A 22125-nucleotide genomic window follows, 5' to 3' on the forward strand; every position below is an offset into this window, starting at 1 on the left:
TTAGCAGCGTGAGTTATTTATCTTTAAGATTAAATAGTTAAATAGACAAAGCAATGAGTTAAGCCGAATGACTTAGGCTTGAGGGATGATTTCAACACTATACCTATTGCCTTCAATACTAGCCAAACTGCTAGAGGCTATTTCGCCTAAGGCAATTTTAGCTGGCCCAGTAGGCTCCATAAGTAAGTAGTTTAAACCGTTTACTGTTAATGTTTGTTCGTTAGTTCGAAAAGGTAAAGCCGCACCTAACAAAGCATGGCCGGGCAAATAAATCATGATTAATTGTAGTTCAGGTACTAAAGCGCGAATTAAACTGGCCATCAATACAGATTTACTGTCGCAATCCCCTTGATTATTGGCTATCACAGAAAGCGGTGGTAAATACCCAGCACCATTGGAAGTTAAGCGATTGTTTAGTTCATTATAGGGGATGCTTTGTACCCAACTTAACAATAAATTGATATAGGCTCGGGTTTCACTATTACTGGGGAGCTGGTCGTAAACAGCTTGGGCCACTGGCAAAAGTGCATTAGCATTTTCTACTATATATCTCACGTGATCGGGTTTGATTGCTTGTTGACCTAAATAAGAATAAAAGCGGCTATAATAATGTTCCTGCAAATATTGGGTTAATGCTTGTTCTTGGCTGTCTTGCATCATTTTTTGCCAAGTTTTAATGTGCTCTTCAGAGCGGCTTGTAACTGATATGGAAATGTCTTTGCCTCTTCGCTGAATCTCTACTCTAGCTTCTTTAGGATCTACTTTGCGTGCCGCCTTGTGTAATTCAATAAACACATATTGTTGAGCCATTTCGGGAATAAAGCGTTTATGACTCTGACTATTTAATTTGTTTAGGGGCAGGGTAAAACTTAGTTCAGCTTCTCTATTTAAATGATCGATCCACACATAGTTAAAGGCACTTTGACTTTCGCCCTTAGCGCTGGTCATAGAAACTTGCTGAGCTAGGGCACAACTTAGTTGCCCCAACCACAATAGCCAAATCCAATTGCGATTTATTTTAATAGAACTAAACATAGATAAGATAAGTTTTATATAGGTAGATAATTTAAGGTTAACACTAAGCTATTTACTAAGAAACCAAGCTAACAGACAACAATAACAGAGCGGGTTAATCACTGTCGGTACGAGCATTAATACTTAAACTATCATCAGGGTTGCGGGTCACTATAACTTCTATGGGTGAACAACAAATTTGGCAATCTACAATTTGCTGTTGATTGATATCATTAAACTGATCAATTTCAATATCATTACACACCATACAATATGGGCAACTAAAAGTGGCGCTATCGGTTAGACTCATAAGGCTGTACTAGTATTTATTGCTTGTAGAAAATTGTCTTTTATCAAGGTTAGTACAGTAGCAACAGTGGTACAATTATTTGTCAGTAGTTGTTAAATCAATATTTAACGAATTGCGTTATAATCGAGAAAAATTTTGTACGGGATAAGAAGTTATGCGTGTTATAGGTGTTGAGTTAAGTGGTAATGATGCCAATCTATGTTTGTTGTCTTTAGCAGACGAAGTATTTCAAATTCCAGATTGTCGAACTCGAAAGTTGTCTCTGCCTAAAAATGCAGAAGCAAAAGATTTACGTTATTTTCAAAAAACCTTTGCTCAATTAGTTAAAGATTACAAAATTGATAAAGTGGTGATCCGTCAACGCCCAATGAAAGGGAAATTTGCTGGTGGAGCGGTTGGCTTTAAACTAGAGGCGGCGCTTGAGTTGCTGACTGATGTTGAGGTGATAGTGTTAGCCCCAACTGATATTAAAGAATCGTTAAAACGCAACCCAGTGCATGTTCCTATGGCCGAGACCGGATTAAAAATGTTTCAAGAGGTGGCCTTTAACACGGCTTTTGCGTATTTAATGAAAGATAAATACGACTTATAAAAGATTAGGTGATCAAGCCAATCAAGCAGACTTTGCGGATAAAAATAAGCCTTTAGGTAAACTATTTAAGAGCTTTGGATCAGGTTGATGTTCAGCTTCAATAAAGGGATAAAGTTGAACATCATCTTCACAATAAATAATATCTAAGGCTAACCTATTATGGCCATATAGTCCTCTGTGGATCATATTGGCGGAAAAAAACAATATATCTCCGGGTATCAAGGCAATAGGCAAACCATTGGACAGTGGTTGGTGATTTTTATGACCGCTTTTCTCTAGCCTTACTGCTAACTCTTCTGCTGTATCCCAGTTTTTGTGAGAACCAGGGATGACTTCTATCCCAGGATCTATGGTTAGTGGAATGCGTACATGTAACACTTCTGGACCCAGTAGTGCTTGTTTTTGCTGCTCTTCGGTTAAATGGTACTGAGGATCTCTATGCCAATAATTTTTTTGCTGACTGTTTAGTGGGTCAAAAAATAATTGGGTATTTAAAAAAAGTGGTGTAGCAATAATTTGATCCACTACAGCCAAAATATCGGCATGGCTTATTAACTTAAACAATTGTTTGGTTTGCTCTGTGTTTAAGCAGGATTTTGCGGTTAATCCTGAGCTATTGATCGCCCCGGCTTGATAAAAGTCTTGATTTTGTTTACACCAGTTTTTATGAAAGTATTCAATGATTTGTCTTAACTCGGCTAAATATTCGAGGGAGAAAAATTGGCAAAGTTTAATAAAGCCCTGCTGGTTATATTCTTGAGCATAGTTTGTTCCCATAGTTTTTAATCTGCGGCTGTATAGTGGCGTTTGATGAGTTTACCTACCAAAGCTAAGATTAAAACACTAATACACGCAAAACCACTCCACTTTGTGGCAGTAACAAAACCAGCAAGATCTGCTACAAATAGGTGTTTTACTGGGTATTCTAAGAGTAAATAAATAAGCAAAGTGTTTTCAAATAAGTCAAAAAACACCACCATAAAAGGAAGAAAAATTACATAGCTGGGTTGGTAATGCGGTAAGTTTTTTATGAGCCAAGCAATCAACAAGGCCAATAAGGTGCCATAAAATATTGGGTAAGCAAGATCTGCTGAAATCAAGCCTACTATGTACCTAAATCTGAGTGTTTCACCATACCCAATAAACAACGAATACAGAATTTCGTGGTTATACCAAAACCGCAAATCAAGAGGGCCCAATTCCCCTGTGTTAATGATTCCAGGTAACAAATACAAAGGAAAAAATAAATAGATCACGCACATAGCCAAAATTAATGGGATATTTGTGACCTTAAAAAACCAAGCGCGGATCCTTTGCATAGTGGTTACATCCAATGGGGGAAATGATTCAAATTTAACCAGCTTAACCTGCAATAATCAAACTGGCTTTAATTTTAGCCCATGAATTTTATTCACCAATTCCTCTGGCGGTAAGGGCAGAGAAATATAATAACCTTGGATCCAATCAGCGCCTTTCAAACAGTCTAATTGACTGGTAATTAACAAACTAAGCACAGATAATAGCGCGTTTGAAAAGTAACATTAATTTAAAGGTCTTTTATGAGTGATTTACCAGCCTGTCCTAAATGCCAATCTATATACACTTACCAAGACCGTGATATGTACGTGTGTCCAGAGTGTGCCAATGAATGGTCTGATACTACTGAGCAAGATGAACAGCAAAAAGTGGTTAAAGATGCAAATGGCAACAGTTTAGTAGATGGCGACACTGTCACAGTGATTAAAGATCTAAAAATCAAAGGCAGTTCTGCAGTAGTCAAAGTCGGCACTAAAGTAAAAAATATTCGTTTGGTAGAGGGCGATCACGACATAGATTGTAAAATTGATGGCATAGGAGCCATGAAACTCAAATCACAATTTGTGAAAAAAGTTTAATTAGCCCAGCTAGCTAAACTTTTTTCAATTAAATTAAAGATTCCCTTTCTAAGTGCAATTAATAATAACGTAGCTTTTCTACTTTGCCCCAAAACACTCGATAGGAAAATATGGTGTAGGCTAAAATACAAGGGATAACAAAAATTGCACCATACAAAATAAAGTGCAAAGACTTGGGGGCGCTAGCTGCTTGATAGATAGTTAGTTGCCCTGGCACTATATAAGGGTAAAAACTAAACGCTAAACCACAAAAACAAAATAAATAAACTAGCATAGCGATAATAAAGGGCAGCCAGCACCCAGAGTCATCCTTTAATGGCAGACGGTTTAGAACTAGATTTCCTAAAAACAATAAAGTGAAGCTAATTAAAGGAATAATAGCGATAAAGTAGGCAAAAGGAGCTGTGGTCCATTTATCCCAAACAAATGAATTGATCAGAGGATTCACAATACACACAGCTAAAATACCTATAAAACTTACTTTTCCTGATAGTTTTGCCCATTTTATGGCTTTTAATTGTAACTCATCCGTTGTTTTTAAAATCAGCCAGGTACTGCCAATTAATACATAAGCACAGGTCACACCAAGAGCACTCAGAGTAGCAAATATATAAGCTAATAAACTTTGTTCGAATCCCATAACAAAACTGCCTAACATGTAGCCTTGGCTGGCAGCAGCTATACAAGAGCCAAGTTTAAAAATTTGATTCCATCTATGTTTATTGCCTTGAGCTACTTTAGCTCTAAAATCAAAGGCCACGCCTCGTAAGATAAGGCCCACAAGCATAATAGCGCTTGGAATATATAGGGCTTTTAAAATGATGTTATGGGCGCTCGGAAAGGCAATTAACACTATGCCTACAGACAAGACTAACCAGGTTTCGTTAGCGTCCCAAAATGGGCCAATAGAGGCAATCATGAGGTCAGCTTGTTCATCGTTATTAAGCGGCAGTAGAATCCCTACGCCTAAGTCATAACCGTCCAATATGGCATAAACTAATACTGACAATGCCATTAACCCTGCAAAGATAATGGCTAAGTTATGCTCGGCAATCATGATTTTTCTCCTGCTATTGAGGATTGCTCATCTATTGGGTTGAAGTATCTTTGTTGCTGTCTTTCTTGAGGTTGTATTTCTTCAATCTCAACTGAGTTAGCTGCCATTAAGTACAAGGTTTTTAGATAAGCAATTAATAATAAAGCGTATACAGATAGATAGAGAACAAAGCTAAATAGTACATTTTCAGGGGCAATATCTGTAACCGCTTCCGAGGTGCGTAATACCCCAGAAACAAGATAGGGTTGCCTGCCAATTTCTGTGACATACCAGCCCGATAAAGTGGCGACCCATCCAATAAAAGTGCATGCCACCAAAAGGTATAAATTGCCTTGGCTAAGGTTTTTTTTACGCAACAATTTAACGCTGGTAAACCAAGAGACTACTAACATCAATATGCCCATGCCAATCATGAGCCTAAAAGCGTAGAAAACCGGAGCCACAGGCGGATGTTCACCGATAAAATCATTTAACCCTTGTACTTCACCATCTAGTTTGTGCGTGAGAATAAGGCTAGTGATATTAGGGATACTTAAAGCATATTTATTGGTTCGCGAGTCTTCATCTGGAATGGCAAATAATACCAGTGGCACATTCGTTTGGGTTTCCCACAGGCCTTCCATTGCTGCTACTTTTTGTGGTTGATGCTGCAAGGTATTTAAGCCATGTAAATCACCTACTAAGATCTGCAATGGGATTAACCAAGCCGCCACAAAAATCGCGGTTTTTAAGGCAATAGCTGGCGCTTTTTTATTGTCTCCTCTAAGTATGCGATAAGCAGAGATACCAGAGATTAGAAAGGCGGCCGTTAAACCAGATGCAATGAGTACGTGGGTTAAACGATATGGGAATGAAGGATTAAATATCACTTGCCACCAGTCAATAGCATGTGCCACTGTGCCTTGCATTTCAAAGCCAGTGGGGGTCTGCATCCATGAATTTAAAGCGTTGATCCAAAACGCTGAGAGGGTAGTGCCCACCGCCACCAATAATGTAGCAAGGGTATGCACCCATACAGGTACGCGGTGTATGCCAAATAACATTATGCCTAAAAATGTCGCCTCTAAAAAGAATGCGGTCAGTACTTCGTAACCTAATAATGGGCCTGCAATATTACCTACTGTGTCCATAAAACCCGGCCAGTTGGTGCCAAATTGAAATGACATGGTAATGCCACTGACCACTCCTAGCGCAAAAGTTAGGGCAAACACTTTGACCCAAAAACGATAAATGCGCATCCAAACTGGGTGACCGCTGAGGTTAAAACGTAATTTGAAATAGAATAAAAACCAACCTAGCGCGATAGTGATACTGGGGAATAAAATATGAAAGCTGATGTTGGCCGCAAATTGCATACGGGATAACAAAAATACGTCATCCATAAAAAACCTCTTTTAAGGTAAATGCTTAAGTGAAAACAAAGTTAAAATTCGAGTTGTACTACCTAATTAGTCGATTTATTTAACAGCTTATCTTTCATATCTAATACCTTGCCAACGCCTGAGCCTAGTTTCATTAAGGTATCGAGTTTTTCAGGGCTTAAACGCTGTAATTCGCTTGACCATTTTGTAATGCCCTCTAACAAATCATGCATTTCTTGTAGTTTCTGTTGAGCGTGTTGTTCTGCCTCGTTGGCTGGGGTATCTAGTAAAATATCTCTTAACAAAGATAAAGTAGGGTCCATTTCCCTTTTACGTCTTTCTTCAAACACTCGATTTGCCATATCCCAAATACTACCGTTGGTTTGAAAATAGTCTTTTCTATCACCAGGCTTATGATGGACTTGGATTAATCGCCATGATTGCAATTCCTTTAACCCCATGCTGACATTGCCACGTGAAATACTCAGAGCCTCAGCAATTTCATTGGCGCTAATTGGATCTTTAGTGATCACCAGCAAGGCATACATTTGCCCCACAGTTCTATTAAACCCCCAGCGGCTTCCCATTTCACCAAAGTGCATCACAAAGGTTTCGATCATTGGAGTCATTTGCATGATATTTAACAACCTTCTAAAGTTTCAGTAATTACTGAAACTTTAGAAGGTTGGGGTGGTAAAGTCAAGGACTGCCTTATTCAAATTGCATGCAAGATTATTCTGCGCCAATTTGCTGTAAATCATATGTTGCTAATCAGGCACAGGATTAATTGATTTTTAGGGGAGACAGAGTGGGTTTTTGTTGGGACATTTTTATGCTAAATCTAAAATTTTAAATAGTGCTTGAATAGAGTATTTTGCTGTTTATGCCTAAATTAAGGCATAATAGACTACCCGCCCAACCCGTTAAAAATGAAGATATTAAGATGCCAGAAACTACAAAAATTACCCTAAGCACTCCAGATGATTGGCATTTACATTTTAGAGATGGCGAGATGTTGCAAGAAACTGTTCCCGCAACTGCTCGATGTTTTGCGCGCGCCATAGTGATGCCAAATTTAGTCCCGCCTATCACCAATGCAAAGCTGGCCAGTGATTATCGTCAACGTATTTTGTCGGCTCGCCCATTAAATAGTGATTTTGAGCCATTAATGACTGTGTATCTGACCAATCAAACTACCTGCCAAGATATTATTGATGCCAAACAAGCTGGCGTAGTGGCGGCTAAATTATACCCTGCAGGCGCCACCACAAACTCAGCTGAAGCGGTCAGTGGCATTGAAGCGCTTTATCCTGTTTTCGCAGAAATGCAAAAACAAGGCATGTTACTTTTGATCCATGGAGAGGTAACAGAAAACCATATTGATATTTTTGATCGCGAAAAGGTATTTATTGATCAATATATGCAAAAAATTGTGGCAGAGTTTTCTGAGTTAAAAGTGGTATTTGAACACATTACCACTAGCGATGCGGTGGACTTTGTAAAGTCTGGCTCAGAACGACTCGCTGCAACCATTACCCCACAACATTTATTGTTAAATCGAAATGATTTATTGGTTGGCGGAGTCAAACCGCATAACTATTGTTTGCCAGTGTTAAAACGTAGCACCCATCAAGAAGCTTTACGTCAAGCGGTAGCCAGTGGCTCTAAAAAATTCTTTTTAGGAACAGACTCTGCGCCCCATGCAAAGCATGCCAAAGAAAGTGCTTGTGGATGTGCGGGTTGTTACAGTGCCTGGAGTGCGTTAGAGCTTTATACTCAGGTCTTTGATGAATTAGGCTGTTTAGATAAATTAGAAGGCTTTGCAAGTTTTTATGGGGCCGATTTTTATGGCTTACCCAGAAATACCACTCAAGTCAGCTTAGTTAAACAAGCTTGGACAGTACCTGAGTCAATCACTTTGGCAAACGGCGACGACATAGTGCCATTTTTTGCTGGACAAAAAGTTAATTGGAAATTAGTTTAGATAAGTTGGTTAAATTTTAGGCGATGAGTGAGATTGCGAGTTAGTGGTTTAATACAAATAATTAGAGTGTTTTTAATGTGCTTAGTCTTAACAAGTACGGCATCGCCTTATGCTCAACAACAGATAAGTAATAAAACTTTAAGGCTGGCGGTAATTTACAATGAAGAGCCGCCTTTTTTATTTACAGACAAAAATAACCAGTTTCAAGGCATTTTACCTGAGTTAGCTCAAGCCCTTAGCCGAGAACTGAATGTCCGCATAGAATACGTGCCAACCCCGCGTAAAGGTTTAGAGCAAGTGATTTTATCGGGGCAGGCAGATCTAGGCTTTTTACCTAAAGAGTGGATAGTAAATAGTGCTAAGATGGCGTTTTCAAACGCCGCTTTTAATCACCGAGATTATTTGTATAGCTTAACGGCTTTTAATACTAGTGGTGATCCTATTGCCTGGCTAACAGGTAAAACCATTTGTGTTAGGCAAGACTATCAATACCCCATTTTAAACCAATACTTTGATCGCCATATTGCTAAGCCAATAAAAGTGTCTAATCAAGTCCCACTGCTTACACTCATAGAAAAAAAGCGCTGCGATTTAGTTTTTATGAATGAGTTACGTAAAAATTGGATGGAACAAAATTTAGGTTTTTCTGGCAAAATATGGCGTTCGCCTTTACCGCTCGAAGTCACAGCTATGACGTTTTTTGTTAAACATCACAATAAAAATGTATTGCTAAAAGTTAATCAGGCATTGGCTAAATTAAAGCACTCCGGGGAGTTAGCAAAAATACTAAGTGCGTTTATTTCCGCTGAAACTTTACCGGAAATCTTAGTAGACTAACCTGACATAATACTTTTCTATACATATTAATGACTTGTAGTTCATGGCAAATATGTAAAATTAGCCTCTTCTCAACAGTGATAAAAAGAGACAGTTTATGAGTGATTTAGTGAGTTGTATTATCCAAAATAACATTGCCACCCTTACCATACAAAATGGTAAAGCCAATGCGATTTCTCATCAGGTAATAGACGACTTAAACCACGCCCTTGATCAAGCTGAAGAAGCCGGGGCAGTAGTAGTATTAACCGGGAAAGCGGGCATGTTTTCAGGGGGGTATGACTTAAAAGTGATGCGCGAAAGTATGCAGTCTGCTATGGCTTTAGTAGAAAAAGGCACAACCCTAACCAGACGTATGTTAGCGTTTCCTTTTCCAATTCTTATTGCTTGCAGTGGTCATGCTGTAGCCAAAGGCGCCTTTTTGTTATTAGCGGGTGATTACCGAGTGGGCGTTGCTGGAGATTTTAAAATTGGTTTAAATGAAGTCGCTATTGGTATGAGTATGCATCATGGTGGGGTAGAATTAGCCCGAGGTAGATTAGCCCCAGTATTTTTTAACCGTTCGGTCATTTTAGCCGAAATGGTAAATCCCGAGGAAGCAGTGACTGCTGGCTTTTTAGATAAAGTGGTTAGTCAGGATGCGTTCATCCCAACAGTAGAGGCCATAGCCTTAGCTATGACCAAATTAGATATGAGAGCACATCATCAAACCAAACTGAAAGCCAGAGCCGCGCTTTTAAGTACCTTAGATGAATGTATACAAAAAGACCGACATAGCAGTTTGTAGCTATAGGTCACATTAAATTACTAAAGAGACAATTTTGAATAAAGATTTTGCATCACTGGGCTTAAACTATGCCCTGCTAGACAACTTGGAAACCATGGGTTTTCAGGAAATGACAGATATCCAAGCCAAGAGCTTGCCAGCCATTATTGCTGGAAAAGACGTAGTGGCTAAAGCCAAAACCGGTAGCGGTAAAACCGCTGCCTTTGGTTTGGGGTTATTGCATAATCTCAATGTTAAGCGCTTTAGAGTGCAAGCCTTAGTCATGTGTCCTACTCGAGAGCTGGCCGAACAGGTAGCAGAAGAAATTCGTAGGTTAGGTCGTGGTGTGCACAATATTAAAGTTCTAACTTTATGTGGTGGTACGCCTATGGGGCCACAAATTGGCTCTTTAGAACATGGTGCGCATATAGTGGTTGGCACCCCAGGGCGTATCATGGATCACTTGTTTCGCCAGCGTTTAGATTTAAGTGAAGTGAATACCTTAGTGTTAGATGAAGCCGATCGTATGTTAGATATGGGCTTTGAAGTCGAGATGGCAAAAGTGATAGATGCCGTGCCGCTTGAACGTCAAACCTTACTTTTTTCTGCCACTTACCCAGAGACTATTGCGCAAATTAGTCGTGATGTGCAAAAAGATCCCGTTGAAGTGAGTGTCGAAGCCACTCATGACACAGATAAAATTGAACAAATATTTTTTGAAGTAGAAGAAGCTCATAGAGTAAAAGCAACGGCCGCCTTACTGAGTCATTATCAGCCCGAGTCAGCCATTATCTTTTGCAATACCAAAGTTGCCTGCCAACAAGTGTACGATGAATTAAAGTCTTTAGGGGTGTCTGCATTAGCTTTGCATGGTGATCTTGAACAACGAGATAGAACTCAAGTGCTGATCCGTTTTGCCAATAGAAGTGTGTCAGTATTAATAGCGACAGATGTCGCGTCTCGCGGATTAGACATTAAAGAAGTGAATGCTGTTATCAGCCATCAAATCACCCCAGATCCAGAAGTGCATATTCACCGCATAGGGCGCACCGGCAGAGCAGATGCGAAAGGCTTGGCTTTAACGCTATGTACCCCTAAAGAAATGCATAGAGCTAATGCCATTGAAGACTATCAACAAAGTAAAATTAAATGGACTGGCATTCAATCTATACGTTTTCATGCCAATCGATTAATTCAACCTGAATACGCCACTATCTGCATCGATGGCGGTAAAAAAAGTAAAATTCGTCCAGGCGATATTATAGGCGCCTTAACTAAAGATGCAGATATTGCCTTTGACGATATAGGAAAAATTAACCTAACAGCCACCCATACATATGTGGCAGTGAAAACCCGCAGTGTGAAACGGGCCCTTAAACAATTTAACGAAGGAAAACTTAAAGGCCGAAAGTTTAAAGCCAGAAAGTTAAATTAAAACAAGTAAATGTCTATCTAAATGGTGGTTGTTTAATAATCAATATATAATAAGGTTCACCTTTGCGATCTAGAGAGTGAGCATGCATTTTTGGAAAAGGTTTTCCCATTCAAAGAGCTTTTTTATTTTATTGGTTTTTTTGTTTTCTGTGGCCTTGAGTGCAGTTGTATCTCTATCAAAATCTGTCGAAAATCAAAGTTTATTAGAACGCCAAAGTCTCACTCCCGCCTTTGACATTATTATTGAAGAAGTCTTAAAACCGCTTTTTATAGCAGAAACTGTCGCTCGGGCATCTCCATTAAAACTAATTTTAGATTTAGGTGTGCCCGACGAAAAAGCGCTGGTTTTAAAGTTGCAAGACTTGGCCAGTGAGTTTGACATGGTATTTTTTGCTGCAAGTGAAAAGACCCTTAAACAATACAATTCAGACGGCACAATTTTCCCCCTCGAGCCGGAAAAAGTAGAATGGTATTTTCGAGCAAAAGAAATGGACCAGAATGTCTTTGCTGCTATTGGCAATAAAGAAAATATTCACATCTATTTCGACATTAAAATTTTTAATAAAAAACAAGAGTTCGTCGGTTTTATTGGGGTAGGTAGAACCTTACAGAGTTTTATGCAGTCTTTTGAAAAAATTAAAAGTCGCTTAAATTATGACTTTGTATTTGTTAATCAAAATGATGACATAGTGCTGTCTTCTGATGCGACTTTAGTGGCAGATGGAAAAAGCATTAAAAAATTACAAGATTTGCCTTGGTTTAAAGTATTAACAGATACACAACAGTCTAAAGCGCCTCTCGCTGACAATTTGTTGGTTAAACTTGATGGCGAAGATTTACTGATCGCAAGAGCTGATTTAAAAGCGTTAAATTGGCAGTTGTATTTGGTTAACTCTTTAAATGCTAGGCAAAATAACTCGCTCTTGGCCTTTATTGAGCTAACCCTTTATATAGTAGTGTTGTTGTTATTAGGATTGGTTATTGGCTACTTTTTATTGGCATATTTACAAAATGAATTTGCCAACAAGCATCAAAATGATCCTCTAACAAAGTTGCCCAATCGAGCTCATCTAGATTGGCGTTTTCAACAAATTATTAGTGAAGAAAAGCCGCTGTGCGCGGTTATGGTAGATATCGATCACTTTAAAAAGATTAATGATACTTATGGTCATGTAGTAGGGGATCAAATATTGGTGGCATTTGCCGAATTGCTTAAATCACTGCTGCGCTCGGCAGATGTAATAGGCCGCTGGGGAGGTGAAGAGTTTTTAATGTTGTTACCCGACACTAAGTTAAATACTGCCTTTGATGTGGCCGACCGAGCACGCAAGGTCATAGCATTGCATGCTTTTCAAGCGGGAGATAAAACCTTATATATCACTGCAAGCTTTGGTGTGGCATTTGAAAAACAACCCAAAAATTTAGAAAAACTGATTGAGCAAGCCGATACCGCCTTGTATTTTTCTAAGGCGAAAGGCCGAAATGCAGTTAATACCACCAAAGATGTAGAGCTAGATAAGTTATTACAGCCTCCTGCTGCGCCTTAAGCATTAGTTGCTTATTAGTTTATTCTTTAACTCACTGACTTAAAGGTGATAAAAAGTAGCACAGATAAACTCAGAACCTTGCTATCCTATGCGCCTATTTCTGACTTAATTATTCTGACAGTCTGTGACTGTTAGCGCTATTTGTTCAAGGTTTATATTCTTCATGTTTGCATTTTTCGAACGGCTAACTAACCCGTTTCCACTTAATCATCCTACTCAACCACCAAAGAGTTTATTGGCCTTTTGTCGTTATTACACTCAGGGCATGTGGCCAGTGATATTTTGTGTGTCTATATTAGCCGCCACTATTGCGGCCTTAGAAGTATCGTTATTTGGATTTTTAGGCAGGCTGGTGGATTGGCTGGCCGCTAGCGATAGAGAGACTTTTTTAGAGCAAGAAAAAAGCCAGTTAATTTGGATGGGAGTATTGGTGCTAGTGGTGCTTCCGATTTTAGTCATTACCCAGTCAATGTTGTCGCATCAAGGATTAATGGGCAATTATCCTATGCAAATTCGCTGGCAAGCGCATCGATATATGATGGGGCAAAGTCTTGGCTTTTTTCAAAACGAGTTTGCAGGAAGAGTTGCCACTAAAGTGATGCAAACCGCTTTATCGGTGCGCGAAACTGTGATGAAAACCTTAGACATACTGGTCTATGTGAGTGTGTACTTTATCAGTATTGTGTTTTTAGTGTTTAGCGCAGACTGGCGCTTAACTGCACCTTTGATAGTGTGGTTTTTAGTGTATTTGGTAATTTTGCGTCTTTTAATTCCTAAATTAAAACGAGTGTCTCAACGTCAAGCTGATGCGCGCTCTATGATGACAGGTCGTATAGTTGATAGTTATACCAATATTACTACTGTTAAACTCTTTGCGCATAGCAATCGAGAAGCAGACTATGCCAAAGAAGGTATGTTAGCTTTTCTTAAAAGTGTGTACCCACAAATGCGCTTAGTAACAGTGTTATACGGCTGTGTGTGGTTTAGCAATGCCTTGTTAGTTTTTTCTATTACCGCTTTAGCTATTTATTTATGGATGCAGCAATTGGTGACTCCTGGGGAAATCGCCATTACTGTTAGTTTATGTTTGCGCTTAAACGGCATGTCACAGTGGGTGATGTGGGAAGTCTCTTCGTTATTTGAAAACATTGGCACAGTACAAGATGGCATCAACAGTTTGTCTGTACCTGTTGCTGTGCAAGATTCTGCTAACGCTAAACCACTTGCTGTTAAAGGCGGGGCAATTGAATTTAAGCAAGTGAACTTTGGCTACTCGGGCGCCGACAATTTACCTATACAAGTGTTCAACAACCTAGAGATTAAAATTAAGCCAGGTGAAAAAGTGGGGTTAGTTGGGCGTTCTGGTGCAGGCAAGTCCACTTTAGTTAACCTGCTATTACGTTTTTATGATGTGCAAAGCGGGACTATTAGCATAGATGGACAAGATATTAGTCAGGTTCAACAAGAAAGTTTAAGAGCCAATATTAGTATGGTGACCCAAGATACCTCATTGTTACATCGCTCGGTGCGCGACAATATTTTGTATGGTCGACTCGATGCCAGTGAAGCTGATATGTTAAAAGCCGCAAAACAGGCCGAGTCTCATGAGTTTATCCAAAGCTTGTCTGACTTGCAGGGGCGTACAGGCTATGACGCTCATGTAGGAGAAAGAGGGGTTAAACTGTCTGGTGGTCAAAGGCAACGTATTGCGATTGCACGAGTCATGTTAAAAGACGCGCCTATATTAATTCTCGACGAAGCCACCTCTGCATTAGATTCAGAAGTTGAAGCGGCCATTCAGCAGTGCCTTAACCGCATTATGCAAAACAAAACGGTTTTAGCCATCGCCCACAGGCTGTCAACTATCGCGCAAATGGACAGATTGCTAGTGTTAGATAAAGGCCAAGTAGTGGAGTCTGGTACACACGCTGAATTAATCAAAAAGAATGGCATATATGCCAAGTTGTGGGAGCACCAAACTGGTGGATTTATTGGACTTGAATAAGGCTCAGGAAAACAGCTTACCGCTAGGGAGTATACATTGTGATTAGTATGTTTATTCAAGGCATACTAATTTCTGGTGGTTTGATCGTGGCTATTGGTGCCCAAAATGCCTATTTATTGCGTCAGGGCTTATTAGGTCAGAAAGTTTATTATGCTTGTGCCGTGTGTTTTTTATGTGATTCGGTATTAATTAGCTTAGGCATTTTAGGGGTGGGCACGGTTTTGCAAGCCACGCCTTTGTTGTTAAATATTTTGGCCTCAACAGGTGCAATTTTTCTATATTGGTATGGTTTAAATTCATTTGTTCGAGCCTACCAAGGTAATAGCCATTTAGATATTCAACAAAATGCACAAAACAACCAGCAGTCAGTCATGAAGTTAGTTATGACTACTTTAGCTATTACTCTGCTTAACCCCCATGTTTATCTTGATACTTTAGTTATTATTGGTGGCATTGGTGGGACTTTAGGCCCTGAGCAAAAGCAGTGGTTTTTAGCTGGCTCTATTTTAGCGTCTTTTATTTGGTTTTTTGGTTTAGGTTATGCTTCTAAAAAACTTATTCCATTGTTTGCCAGTAACAAAACTTGGGTAATTTTAGACACTGTTATTGGCATCATTATGTGTTGGATAGGCACAGGATTAGCGCTCTTTGTATATCAAAACGTCTAAGTATGAATAGAGACATAGTTGATCATTTTGTAGCGCCTAAATGTCTAGAACAGATAGGTATAGTGTACGAAGACGAGTTTCTTGTGGCTATCAACAAGCCTAGCGGGTTATTAAGCTTATCGGGTAAAAATCCACTTAATCAAGATTCAGTGCACCATCGCTTAGCTTCTCTGTTTCCTGATATTAGGCTGACTCATAGGTTAGATTTAGGTACTTCTGGCATTATGTTGTTGGCTAAAAATAAGTATGTGAATAGCCAATTAACCGCGCAGTTTCAACAGCGAACAGTGAGTAAGGGTTATGTGAGTGTTGTGGCGGGTTTGGTAGCCGATGATTATGGTGAAATAGACATACCTATTGCAAAAGACCCTGCACTTTTTCCAAAGCTAAAGGTATGCCAATTGACTGGTAAACCAGCCCAAACCTCTTATCAAGTGCTTGAGCGAGATAACAACCTAAACCGCAGCAGAGTGCGGTTCACTCCTCATACCGGGCGCACCCACCAGTTGCGAATTCATAGTCAAGCCATAGGACATCCGATATTAGGTTGTGACTTATATGGCAATGCAAACACTCTACAAATGGCACCTAGGCTTTTATTGCATGCTTTAGATATTAGTTTTAATCACCCAGAATCGGGCCAACGCATGACACTGGCTAGCCCGTGCCCGTTTTAGTTGCCAATACAGTTAAAGGTTATAAAATCCCGCTGTTAAGCCAATTAAACCACCAAACACACCACCCCAAACAACTAACCAGCCTAAGTGTTGTTTAATCATGCGTTGAATAATGTCTTTTACCATTTTAGGGGTTAATTCTGCTAATCGTTGTTCGACAATATGGGTGATCTTGAGCTGTAACTCATCTGTCAATCCAGGTTGCTGCAGCTGTTCTTGCAGTATGTCTTTAAAAGCCGCTTGTTGACTGATTTCTTCAAAGGCTTCTCGCATTTTTTTGACAAAAGGTTCACGCATTGGCTCTAGCGCTTCTACGCCACCAAACATGCCTAGCATTTGCCCAAATGATGACGCTTGGATCACCGCCACTAACGAATCAAATGTGGGGGTAAGGTCGAGCTTCTGAATGATTGGGCTGAAATTAATTTCAGTTGGTGATTGGTTATTGGCCATAAAGCGCTGGATATTTTCTTGGCTAAAAAATTGCTGCATCACCAAAGCGTGAATGCCAGCTTTAAAATCCTCAAAACGATTTGGGATAACCCCAGATCCATACAAGCCCGGCACTTTTTCAAATAACATATGGATAGCTAACCAATTGGTTAGGGCGCCTGATAAGGCAAACAAGCCAATGGATTGAATAATAGTGTTATTTAAATAACTTCCTATGAGTAAAACTGCCAATGCTAGACCATTAGTGAGGGTACTTTTATGCAAAACTAACACTCCAAGTTTGAGAAAAAGTGCTAGGTTTTATATCAGCAATTTTATCAGTGTCAATATAGCTTGAGCAATTCACCAATAGGATATTTAAAAAAGTAGGCAGGCTGTAATTTACAAGAAACAAAGATAAAGTGGTTTAGTTTTTCGCTTCCTTAATCTTTCTTCTTGAATCCACTCAGCCAATAAGTATAATACGCCTCCCTCCTTGTTAGCGATTCAGAATTTTTCCCGAAAAATCCATGATTCTACAAGGTTGATGTAACTAAAATTTGCGTTGTTGAATGCTTAGCTATTTGGCAATGGCACAAAGTTTTAGGGGTGTAGTTCCAATTGGTAGAACGGCGGTCTCCAAAACCGACGGTTGGGGGTTCGAATCCCTCCACCCCTGCCAGTACAAGTAAAACGCAGGCTTTGTAAATTGTCTGTAGAGTTAAAAAAATTGATGTAGAGGTGGAGGGTGAGAACCCCCATGGGTTTGACAAATCGTCTGGAACGATTTGAACCGCGCTAGCGCCGCTTGCGGTCAGTTACATGGATGTAACTGAGTTAATCCCTCCCCCCCTGCCAGTACAAGTAAAACGCAGGCTTTGTAGATTGTCTGTTAAGTAAAAATGTTAGGGCTTGTCCCAGCATTCAAGTAATTGAAAAGCAAAATGTGTTGGTATGTGAATCGTCACCATCAACAAAGCAAATAGTGATTATTAGGGTTTAGCATGAGCGAAAATACAGAAAACAGTTCCAACCCACTAGATTTAGTTAAGTGGTTGGTGATCTTCGGTTTGTTAGCAGGCGTAGTGGCCGTAAACCACTATTTTCCAGAACTTTCTGTTCTGTATGTTGCTTTAGTAGCAGTGGCCGGTGTTGTGATTGCTGGGCTAATAGCTGCAACCACAGTGAAAGGCAGTACCTTTATTACTTTTGCTAAAGAAGCGCGCATTGAAGTACGCAAAGTTGTTTGGCCTACGCGTCAAGAAACAACAACTACTACTATGATAGTGTTAGCCGCAACAGTGGTTATGGCGCTATTGCTATGGGGATTAGATGGCATCATAGTGGAAGTGGTTTCATTTATAACTGGATTAGGAATTTAAACTATGTCTGATAAAAAATGGTATGTGGTACAAGCATTCTCCGGTTATGAAGGTCGCGTGCAAAAAACCTTACTAGAGCACATTAGAATGCACCAAATGGAAGACTATTTTGGTGAGATTTTAGTGCCTACAGAAGAAGTAGTGGAAATGCGTGCAGGGCAACAACGAAAAAGTGAACGCAAATTTTTCCCTGGTTACGTTTTAGTGCAAATGGATATGAATGAAGATTCATGGCATTTAGTTAAAAGTGTGCCGCGTGTTTTAGGCTTTATTGGTGGCACCTCTGACCGTCCAGCGCCTATTACTACAAAAGAAGCCAATGCTATCTTAAACCGTCTTGAAGAAGGGGTTGATAAGCCTAAGCCTAAGACCTTGTTCGAACCAGGCGAAGTGGTACGTGTTACCGATGGGCCTTTTGCTGACTTTAACGGTGTAGTTGAAGAAGTGGATTACGAAAAGAGCCGCTTAAAAGTTTCAGTACTTATCTTTGGTCGTTCTACCCCTGTAGAGCTAGAATTTGGCCAAGTTGAAAAAGGCTAGGTTTGCTATAACAAATCGATTTTATTAAAGGATGCAAATTGCATCCTTTTTTTTTGCTTTAAATTCAAATGAACAGTCATTTAGTTGAAAAATAGAACTTTTCATTTAGTCAGGTATTTGTGGGGTTGAGAAAGATTAAATTGGCGTATAAAGTTGGTTGGTTGTTTTTTGAACTGCTAGTGTAGCCGTTAATGCATTGTTCAGTAGCACTGATAAAAGGCTTATTAGTAAACAAAGATGGTTATGGATAATGGTTATGTCAAAATTTGTAATGCTCACATCGATTGTATTGGTATTAGGTTTAACTTTTAGCACTCACCCCCTGCAAGCCAAGCAAAATTCAGAAGTTGATGATAAGACTGAAATTATAACAGTGCACGGCACTAAGCCTTATGGATTTTATCGTCAGAAGATGGTGGAGTTAAAATATGCTTTTTTTGATTTACACAATTCATTGAACGACAACGAAGACCTTAAGATACATTGTAATAAAAAATCTTTTGGTGGAAGAATTAGAGTGATGGTTTGTGAGCCACAATATGTGATTGATGCTCGGATAAAGCTAGATCAAGAAAAACGCCGGATGTCCAAATTTACCCGAAGCATGCTGACACAAACTACTGACAGGGAATTAAATGCTTATCTAAAAGACTGGCATGCTAAAGCAGATGCTGAAAAGTTAAGACTTATGCAGCAACACCCAAGTCTTAAAGCTCTGTTTTTAGAGTTAATTGAAGCAGAAAACAACTACAAGCGCACACACGCTGAAACTTTTGGCAGGTTTTCGAATTTTTACCAAGATCCAGATGAAAAAAGCACAAGCTCTCGAGAAGGCTAATATAGGCTAAGGCAACCCAAGCCAAACTGCTAGATTTTGACTAAATAATTCAATAAAGCATAAAGCTAACTTTTGTCAATATTAATGCTTGTGCCTGCTCAATCATTCATCTATAATGCGCGACCCTATTTTGATGAACGGGAAGCCTGAGAAGTAAACATACTCAGTGTTTACAAGGCGTTATACCCAAATTAGAGAGAATAATCATGGCGAAAAAAGTCACTGGCTTAATTAAGCTACAGGTTGCAGCAGGCGCTGCTAACCCAAGTCCACCAGTTGGTCCTGCACTAGGTCAACACGGTGTAAACATCATGGAATTCTGTAAGGCTTTTAACGCTAAAACAGAAAGCATTGAAAAAGGCGCTCCAGTTCCAGTAGAAATTACTGTATATGAAGACCGTTCTTTTACCTTCGAAACTAAAACTCCACCAGCTTCTTTCTTATTGAAGAAAGCCGCAGGTATTAAGAGTGGTTCTGGCCGTCCTAACACTGAAAAAGTGGGTAAAGTGACGCGCGCGCAACTTGAAGAAATTGCAAAAACTAAAGAACCTGATTTAACTGCTGCTAGCTTAGACGCCGCAGTAAACACCATTGCTGGCTCTGCACGCAGCATGGGCTTAGTGGTAGAGGGATAAGACATGGCTAAATTATCAAAACGCGCTCGCTTGATTAAAGAAAAAGTTGATGCGACTAAAGAATACGAAATTAACGAAGCTGTTGCTTTGTTAAAAGAATTAGCCACTGCTAAATTTGCTGAAAGCGTTGACGTTGCTGTTAACCTTGGCATAGATGCACGTAAATCTGATCAAAACGTTCGTGGTGCAACTGTATTACCAAATGGTACAGGTAAAGAAGTACGTGTCGCAGTATTTACTCAAGGCGCTAACGCAGAAGCTGCGAAAGAAGCCGGTGCAGATATTGTAGGTATGGACGACTTAGCTGAGCTAGTTAAAAAAGGCGAAATGAACTTTGACGTAGTAGTAGCATCTCCAGATGCAATGCGCGTTGTAGGTCAGTTAGGCCAAATCTTAGGTCCACGTGGCCTTATGCCTAACCCTAAAACTGGTACAGTAACACCAGACGTAGCTACAGCAGTTAAAAATGCTAAAGCTGGTCAGGTTCGTTACCGTAATGACAAAAACGGTATTATCCATGCTAGCATTGGTAAAATCGCTTTTGAAGCTAACCAAATTCAAGAAAACTTAGCTGCATTGTTAGAAGCGCTTAATAAAGCCAAGCCTTCTTCTGCTAAAGGTACTTTCATTAAGAAAATCAGCCTTAGCACAACAATGGGTGCAGGTGTTTCTATAGACCAAGCTAGCCTTTAAGCTAGTTGGTTTGACAATTAACTCAAGGTTAATTGTTTCTCTGTAAAGGTTATGGGTTGGAGTCTATGTTGCTTGCAACATAAGACTCCCGTCCAAGACCGCAGGCGTAAGTTGGTGAATGAAGTAAGAGAGCATTCACCTAAACCGCATCTTAGGATGCTGTTGCAAACAACTTACTTAAAAAGCGAGCCTGCGCAGACGGTGGTTTCGACTCAGACTCTCTGGGATTAACGAACACCGTAGAGCGGTGGATTTACTCAGGTTAACCCCTAAGTAATGATATCAATCTGTGAATCCTGAAGTGGATATTTTTAAACAAATGAAACTTCAGACTTTAAGAGGTGAACTCAGTGGCATTAGGCTTAGCAGCAAAAAAAGAGATCGTAGCGGAGATTAACGACGTTGCATCTCGAGCTCTATCTGTTGCCGTCGCTGAATACCGTGGCATGGAAGTATCAGAACTAACTGACCTTCGTGTTAAAGCTCGTGAACAAGGTGTTTACTTACGTGTTGTACGTAACACTCTTGCAAAGCGCGCTTTAGCTGATAGTAAGTTTGCTGATATTGACAGTGCGTTAACTGGTCCGTTGATCTATGGATTTTCTATAGATGCACCTGGTGGTGCGGCGCGTCTTTTCAAAGACTTCGCTAAAACTAACGACAAGCTAAACGTTACTGCACTTTCTATTGGTAGTGGTTTATTGGGTCCAGAGAAATTGGACGCAGTTGCATCACTTCCTACCCGCGACGAAGCACTGGCAAAATTACTTGCTACCTTCAAAGCACCTGCCGAGAAATTCGTTCGTACTATCAACGAAGTTCCAGGCAAATTTGTGCGCGTATTGGCGGCGATCAAAGAAGAAAAATAATTTTCGACTTTGGCATTATAAATTTTTAACATTAAACCCAGGAGTTTAGAGAAATGGCTCTAACTAAAGATGATATTTTAAACGCTATTGCTGAAATGCCAGTAATGGAACTAGTTGAACTAATCGAAGCGGCTGAAGAAAAATTCAACGTTTCTGCTGCTGCAGCTGTTGCTGTTGCTGGCCCTGCAGTTGCTGCTGAAGCTGCTGCCGAGCAAACTGAATTTGATGTTGTTATGACATCTTTCGGTGCTAACAAAGTTGCTGTTATCAAAGCAGTACGTGGCGCAACTGGTCTAGGTCTTAAAGAAGCTAAAGAAGTAGTTGAATCTGCTCCTAAAGCTATCAAAGAAGGCGTAGCGAAAGAAGAAGCTGAAGAACTTAAGAAGACGCTTGAAGAAGCTGGCGCTGAAGTTGAGCTTAAATAATCTGCCTAAACACAGATTGTTAGCCTGAAATGGCATAGGCTGGTGACTTTTTAGTCACCAGCCTTTTTGCGCTGTAGGATTTACTATTTTCATCCTTTGATATAAATTCTAAATAAGAAGCGCAAATTGTAGATAAAACCACATAAAACCAATAAGTTAAGTAA

25 protein-coding genes and 1 tRNA gene are annotated in these 22125 nt (G+C 39.8%); 18 read left to right on the plus strand and 8 right to left on the minus strand.

Annotated features, from left to right (window positions below; all coding sequences use genetic code 11):
• Window positions 1–72: 72 nt before the first annotated feature.
• Entirely contained in the window at window positions 73–948 is an 876-nt protein-coding gene (locus ACVCDT_RS14070; protein WP_447133424.1) for a hypothetical protein, read from the minus strand.
• A 181-nt stretch (window positions 949–1129) separates the two neighbouring features.
• Window positions 1130–1324, minus strand: coding sequence for a zinc ribbon domain-containing protein (locus ACVCDT_RS14075; protein ID WP_447133425.1), 195 nt, complete (start codon window positions 1322–1324; stop codon window positions 1130–1132).
• Window positions 1325–1478: 154 nt separating this feature from the next.
• Between ACVCDT_RS14075 and ACVCDT_RS14080 the strand changes: the two genes are divergently transcribed.
• Complete coding sequence (locus ACVCDT_RS14080) at window positions 1479–1916, plus strand: DUF3010 family protein (RefSeq protein WP_447133426.1); 438 nt, start codon at window positions 1479–1481, stop codon at window positions 1914–1916.
• 21 nt (window positions 1917–1937) lie between these two features.
• Here ACVCDT_RS14080 and ACVCDT_RS14085 read toward each other — a convergent pair whose 3' ends face one another.
• Complete coding sequence (locus tag ACVCDT_RS14085; RefSeq protein ID WP_447133427.1) at window positions 1938–2693, minus strand: phytanoyl-CoA dioxygenase family protein; 756 nt, start codon at window positions 2691–2693, stop codon at window positions 1938–1940.
• Window positions 2694–2698: 5 nt separating this feature from the next.
• Window positions 2699–3235 (minus strand): hypothetical protein, encoded by a 537-nt coding sequence (locus ACVCDT_RS14090; RefSeq protein ID WP_447133428.1) that lies wholly within the window; start codon window positions 3233–3235, stop codon window positions 2699–2701.
• 240 nt (window positions 3236–3475) lie between these two features.
• On the opposite strand from ACVCDT_RS14090, the gene ACVCDT_RS14095 reads away from it, so the two are divergent.
• Complete coding sequence (locus tag ACVCDT_RS14095; protein ID WP_447133429.1) at window positions 3476–3811, plus strand: zinc ribbon domain-containing protein YjdM; 336 nt, start codon at window positions 3476–3478, stop codon at window positions 3809–3811.
• Between the two features lie 58 nt (window positions 3812–3869).
• Here ACVCDT_RS14095 and cydB read toward each other — a convergent pair whose 3' ends face one another.
• The 3 genes from cydB to ACVCDT_RS14110 form a co-directional block, all read right to left on the minus strand.
• The gene (cydB, locus tag ACVCDT_RS14100; RefSeq protein WP_447133430.1) at window positions 3870–4868 is read right to left on the minus strand and encodes a cytochrome d ubiquinol oxidase subunit II; all 999 of its coding nucleotides are present in this window, start codon (window positions 4866–4868) and stop codon (window positions 3870–3872) included.
• Entirely contained in the window at window positions 4865–6250 is a 1386-nt protein-coding gene (locus ACVCDT_RS14105; protein WP_447133431.1) for a cytochrome ubiquinol oxidase subunit I, read from the minus strand. The genes cydB and ACVCDT_RS14105 overlap by 4 nt, the downstream gene beginning before the upstream one ends.
• 62 nt (window positions 6251–6312) lie before the next feature.
• Window positions 6313–6864 (minus strand): GbsR/MarR family transcriptional regulator, encoded by a 552-nt coding sequence (locus tag ACVCDT_RS14110; RefSeq protein ID WP_447133432.1) that lies wholly within the window; start codon window positions 6862–6864, stop codon window positions 6313–6315.
• Between the two features lie 308 nt (window positions 6865–7172).
• On the opposite strand from ACVCDT_RS14110, the gene pyrC reads away from it, so the two are divergent.
• The 8 genes from pyrC to ACVCDT_RS14150 all read left to right on the plus strand — a co-directional run bounded on the left by pyrC (window position 7173) and on the right by ACVCDT_RS14150 (window position 16147).
• The gene (gene pyrC, locus ACVCDT_RS14115) at window positions 7173–8213 is read left to right on the plus strand and encodes a dihydroorotase (protein ID WP_447133433.1); all 1041 of its coding nucleotides are present in this window, start codon (window positions 7173–7175) and stop codon (window positions 8211–8213) included.
• A gap of 75 nt (window positions 8214–8288) precedes the next feature.
• A complete protein-coding gene (locus tag ACVCDT_RS14120) occupies window positions 8289–9050 on the plus strand; it encodes a substrate-binding periplasmic protein (protein WP_447133434.1) in 762 nt (253 codons plus the stop codon).
• Between the two features lie 97 nt (window positions 9051–9147).
• Window positions 9148–9837, plus strand: coding sequence for a crotonase/enoyl-CoA hydratase family protein (locus ACVCDT_RS14125; protein ID WP_447133435.1), 690 nt, complete (start codon window positions 9148–9150; stop codon window positions 9835–9837).
• Between the two features lie 34 nt (window positions 9838–9871).
• Window positions 9872–11251, plus strand: a complete 1380-nt coding sequence (gene dbpA, locus ACVCDT_RS14130; protein ID WP_447133436.1) for an ATP-dependent RNA helicase DbpA — start codon at window positions 9872–9874, stop codon at window positions 11249–11251.
• 82 nt (window positions 11252–11333) lie between these two features.
• A complete protein-coding gene (locus ACVCDT_RS14135) occupies window positions 11334–12797 on the plus strand; it encodes a sensor domain-containing diguanylate cyclase (RefSeq protein ID WP_447133437.1) in 1464 nt (487 codons plus the stop codon).
• 163 nt (window positions 12798–12960) lie between these two features.
• Window positions 12961–14802: an ABC transporter ATP-binding protein gene (locus ACVCDT_RS14140; protein WP_447133438.1), complete on the plus strand. Its 1842-nt coding sequence runs from the start codon at window positions 12961–12963 to the stop codon at window positions 14800–14802.
• A gap of 47 nt (window positions 14803–14849) precedes the next feature.
• A complete protein-coding gene (locus tag ACVCDT_RS14145; protein WP_447133454.1) occupies window positions 14850–15470 on the plus strand; it encodes a LysE/ArgO family amino acid transporter in 621 nt (206 codons plus the stop codon).
• 2 nt (window positions 15471–15472) lie between these two features.
• The gene (locus ACVCDT_RS14150; protein ID WP_447133439.1) at window positions 15473–16147 is read left to right on the plus strand and encodes an RluA family pseudouridine synthase; all 675 of its coding nucleotides are present in this window, start codon (window positions 15473–15475) and stop codon (window positions 16145–16147) included.
• 12 nt (window positions 16148–16159) lie between these two features.
• Here ACVCDT_RS14150 and ACVCDT_RS14155 read toward each other — a convergent pair whose 3' ends face one another.
• Window positions 16160–16864: a DUF445 domain-containing protein gene (locus tag ACVCDT_RS14155; RefSeq protein ID WP_447133440.1), complete on the minus strand. Its 705-nt coding sequence runs from the start codon at window positions 16862–16864 to the stop codon at window positions 16160–16162.
• Between the two features lie 320 nt (window positions 16865–17184).
• Here ACVCDT_RS14155 and ACVCDT_RS14160 point away from each other — a divergent pair.
• From ACVCDT_RS14160 to rplL, 8 genes are all read left to right on the plus strand, one after another.
• Window positions 17185–17261, plus strand: a tRNA-Trp gene (locus tag ACVCDT_RS14160).
• A gap of 322 nt (window positions 17262–17583) precedes the next feature.
• The gene (gene secE, locus ACVCDT_RS14165; RefSeq protein WP_447133441.1) at window positions 17584–17961 is read left to right on the plus strand and encodes a preprotein translocase subunit SecE; all 378 of its coding nucleotides are present in this window, start codon (window positions 17584–17586) and stop codon (window positions 17959–17961) included.
• 3 nt (window positions 17962–17964) lie between these two features.
• Entirely contained in the window at window positions 17965–18501 is a 537-nt protein-coding gene (gene nusG, locus ACVCDT_RS14170; protein WP_447133442.1) for a transcription termination/antitermination protein NusG, read from the plus strand.
• Window positions 18502–18757: 256 nt separating this feature from the next.
• A complete protein-coding gene (locus tag ACVCDT_RS14175; RefSeq protein ID WP_447133443.1) occupies window positions 18758–19339 on the plus strand; it encodes a hypothetical protein in 582 nt (193 codons plus the stop codon).
• A gap of 206 nt (window positions 19340–19545) precedes the next feature.
• A complete protein-coding gene (gene rplK, locus ACVCDT_RS14180; protein ID WP_447133444.1) occupies window positions 19546–19974 on the plus strand; it encodes a 50S ribosomal protein L11 in 429 nt (142 codons plus the stop codon).
• 3 nt (window positions 19975–19977) lie between these two features.
• Window positions 19978–20667: a 50S ribosomal protein L1 gene (gene rplA, locus ACVCDT_RS14185; RefSeq protein ID WP_447133445.1), complete on the plus strand. Its 690-nt coding sequence runs from the start codon at window positions 19978–19980 to the stop codon at window positions 20665–20667.
• 350 nt (window positions 20668–21017) lie between these two features.
• On the plus strand, window positions 21018–21536 hold the full coding sequence (gene rplJ, locus ACVCDT_RS14190; RefSeq protein WP_447133446.1) for a 50S ribosomal protein L10: 519 nt from the start codon (window positions 21018–21020) through the stop codon (window positions 21534–21536).
• Between the two features lie 53 nt (window positions 21537–21589).
• Entirely contained in the window at window positions 21590–21961 is a 372-nt protein-coding gene (gene rplL, locus ACVCDT_RS14195) for a 50S ribosomal protein L7/L12 (RefSeq protein WP_447133447.1), read from the plus strand.
• Window positions 21962–22125: the final 164 nt, after the last annotated feature.

Source organism: Paraglaciecola aestuariivivens (genome assembly GCF_052983255.1).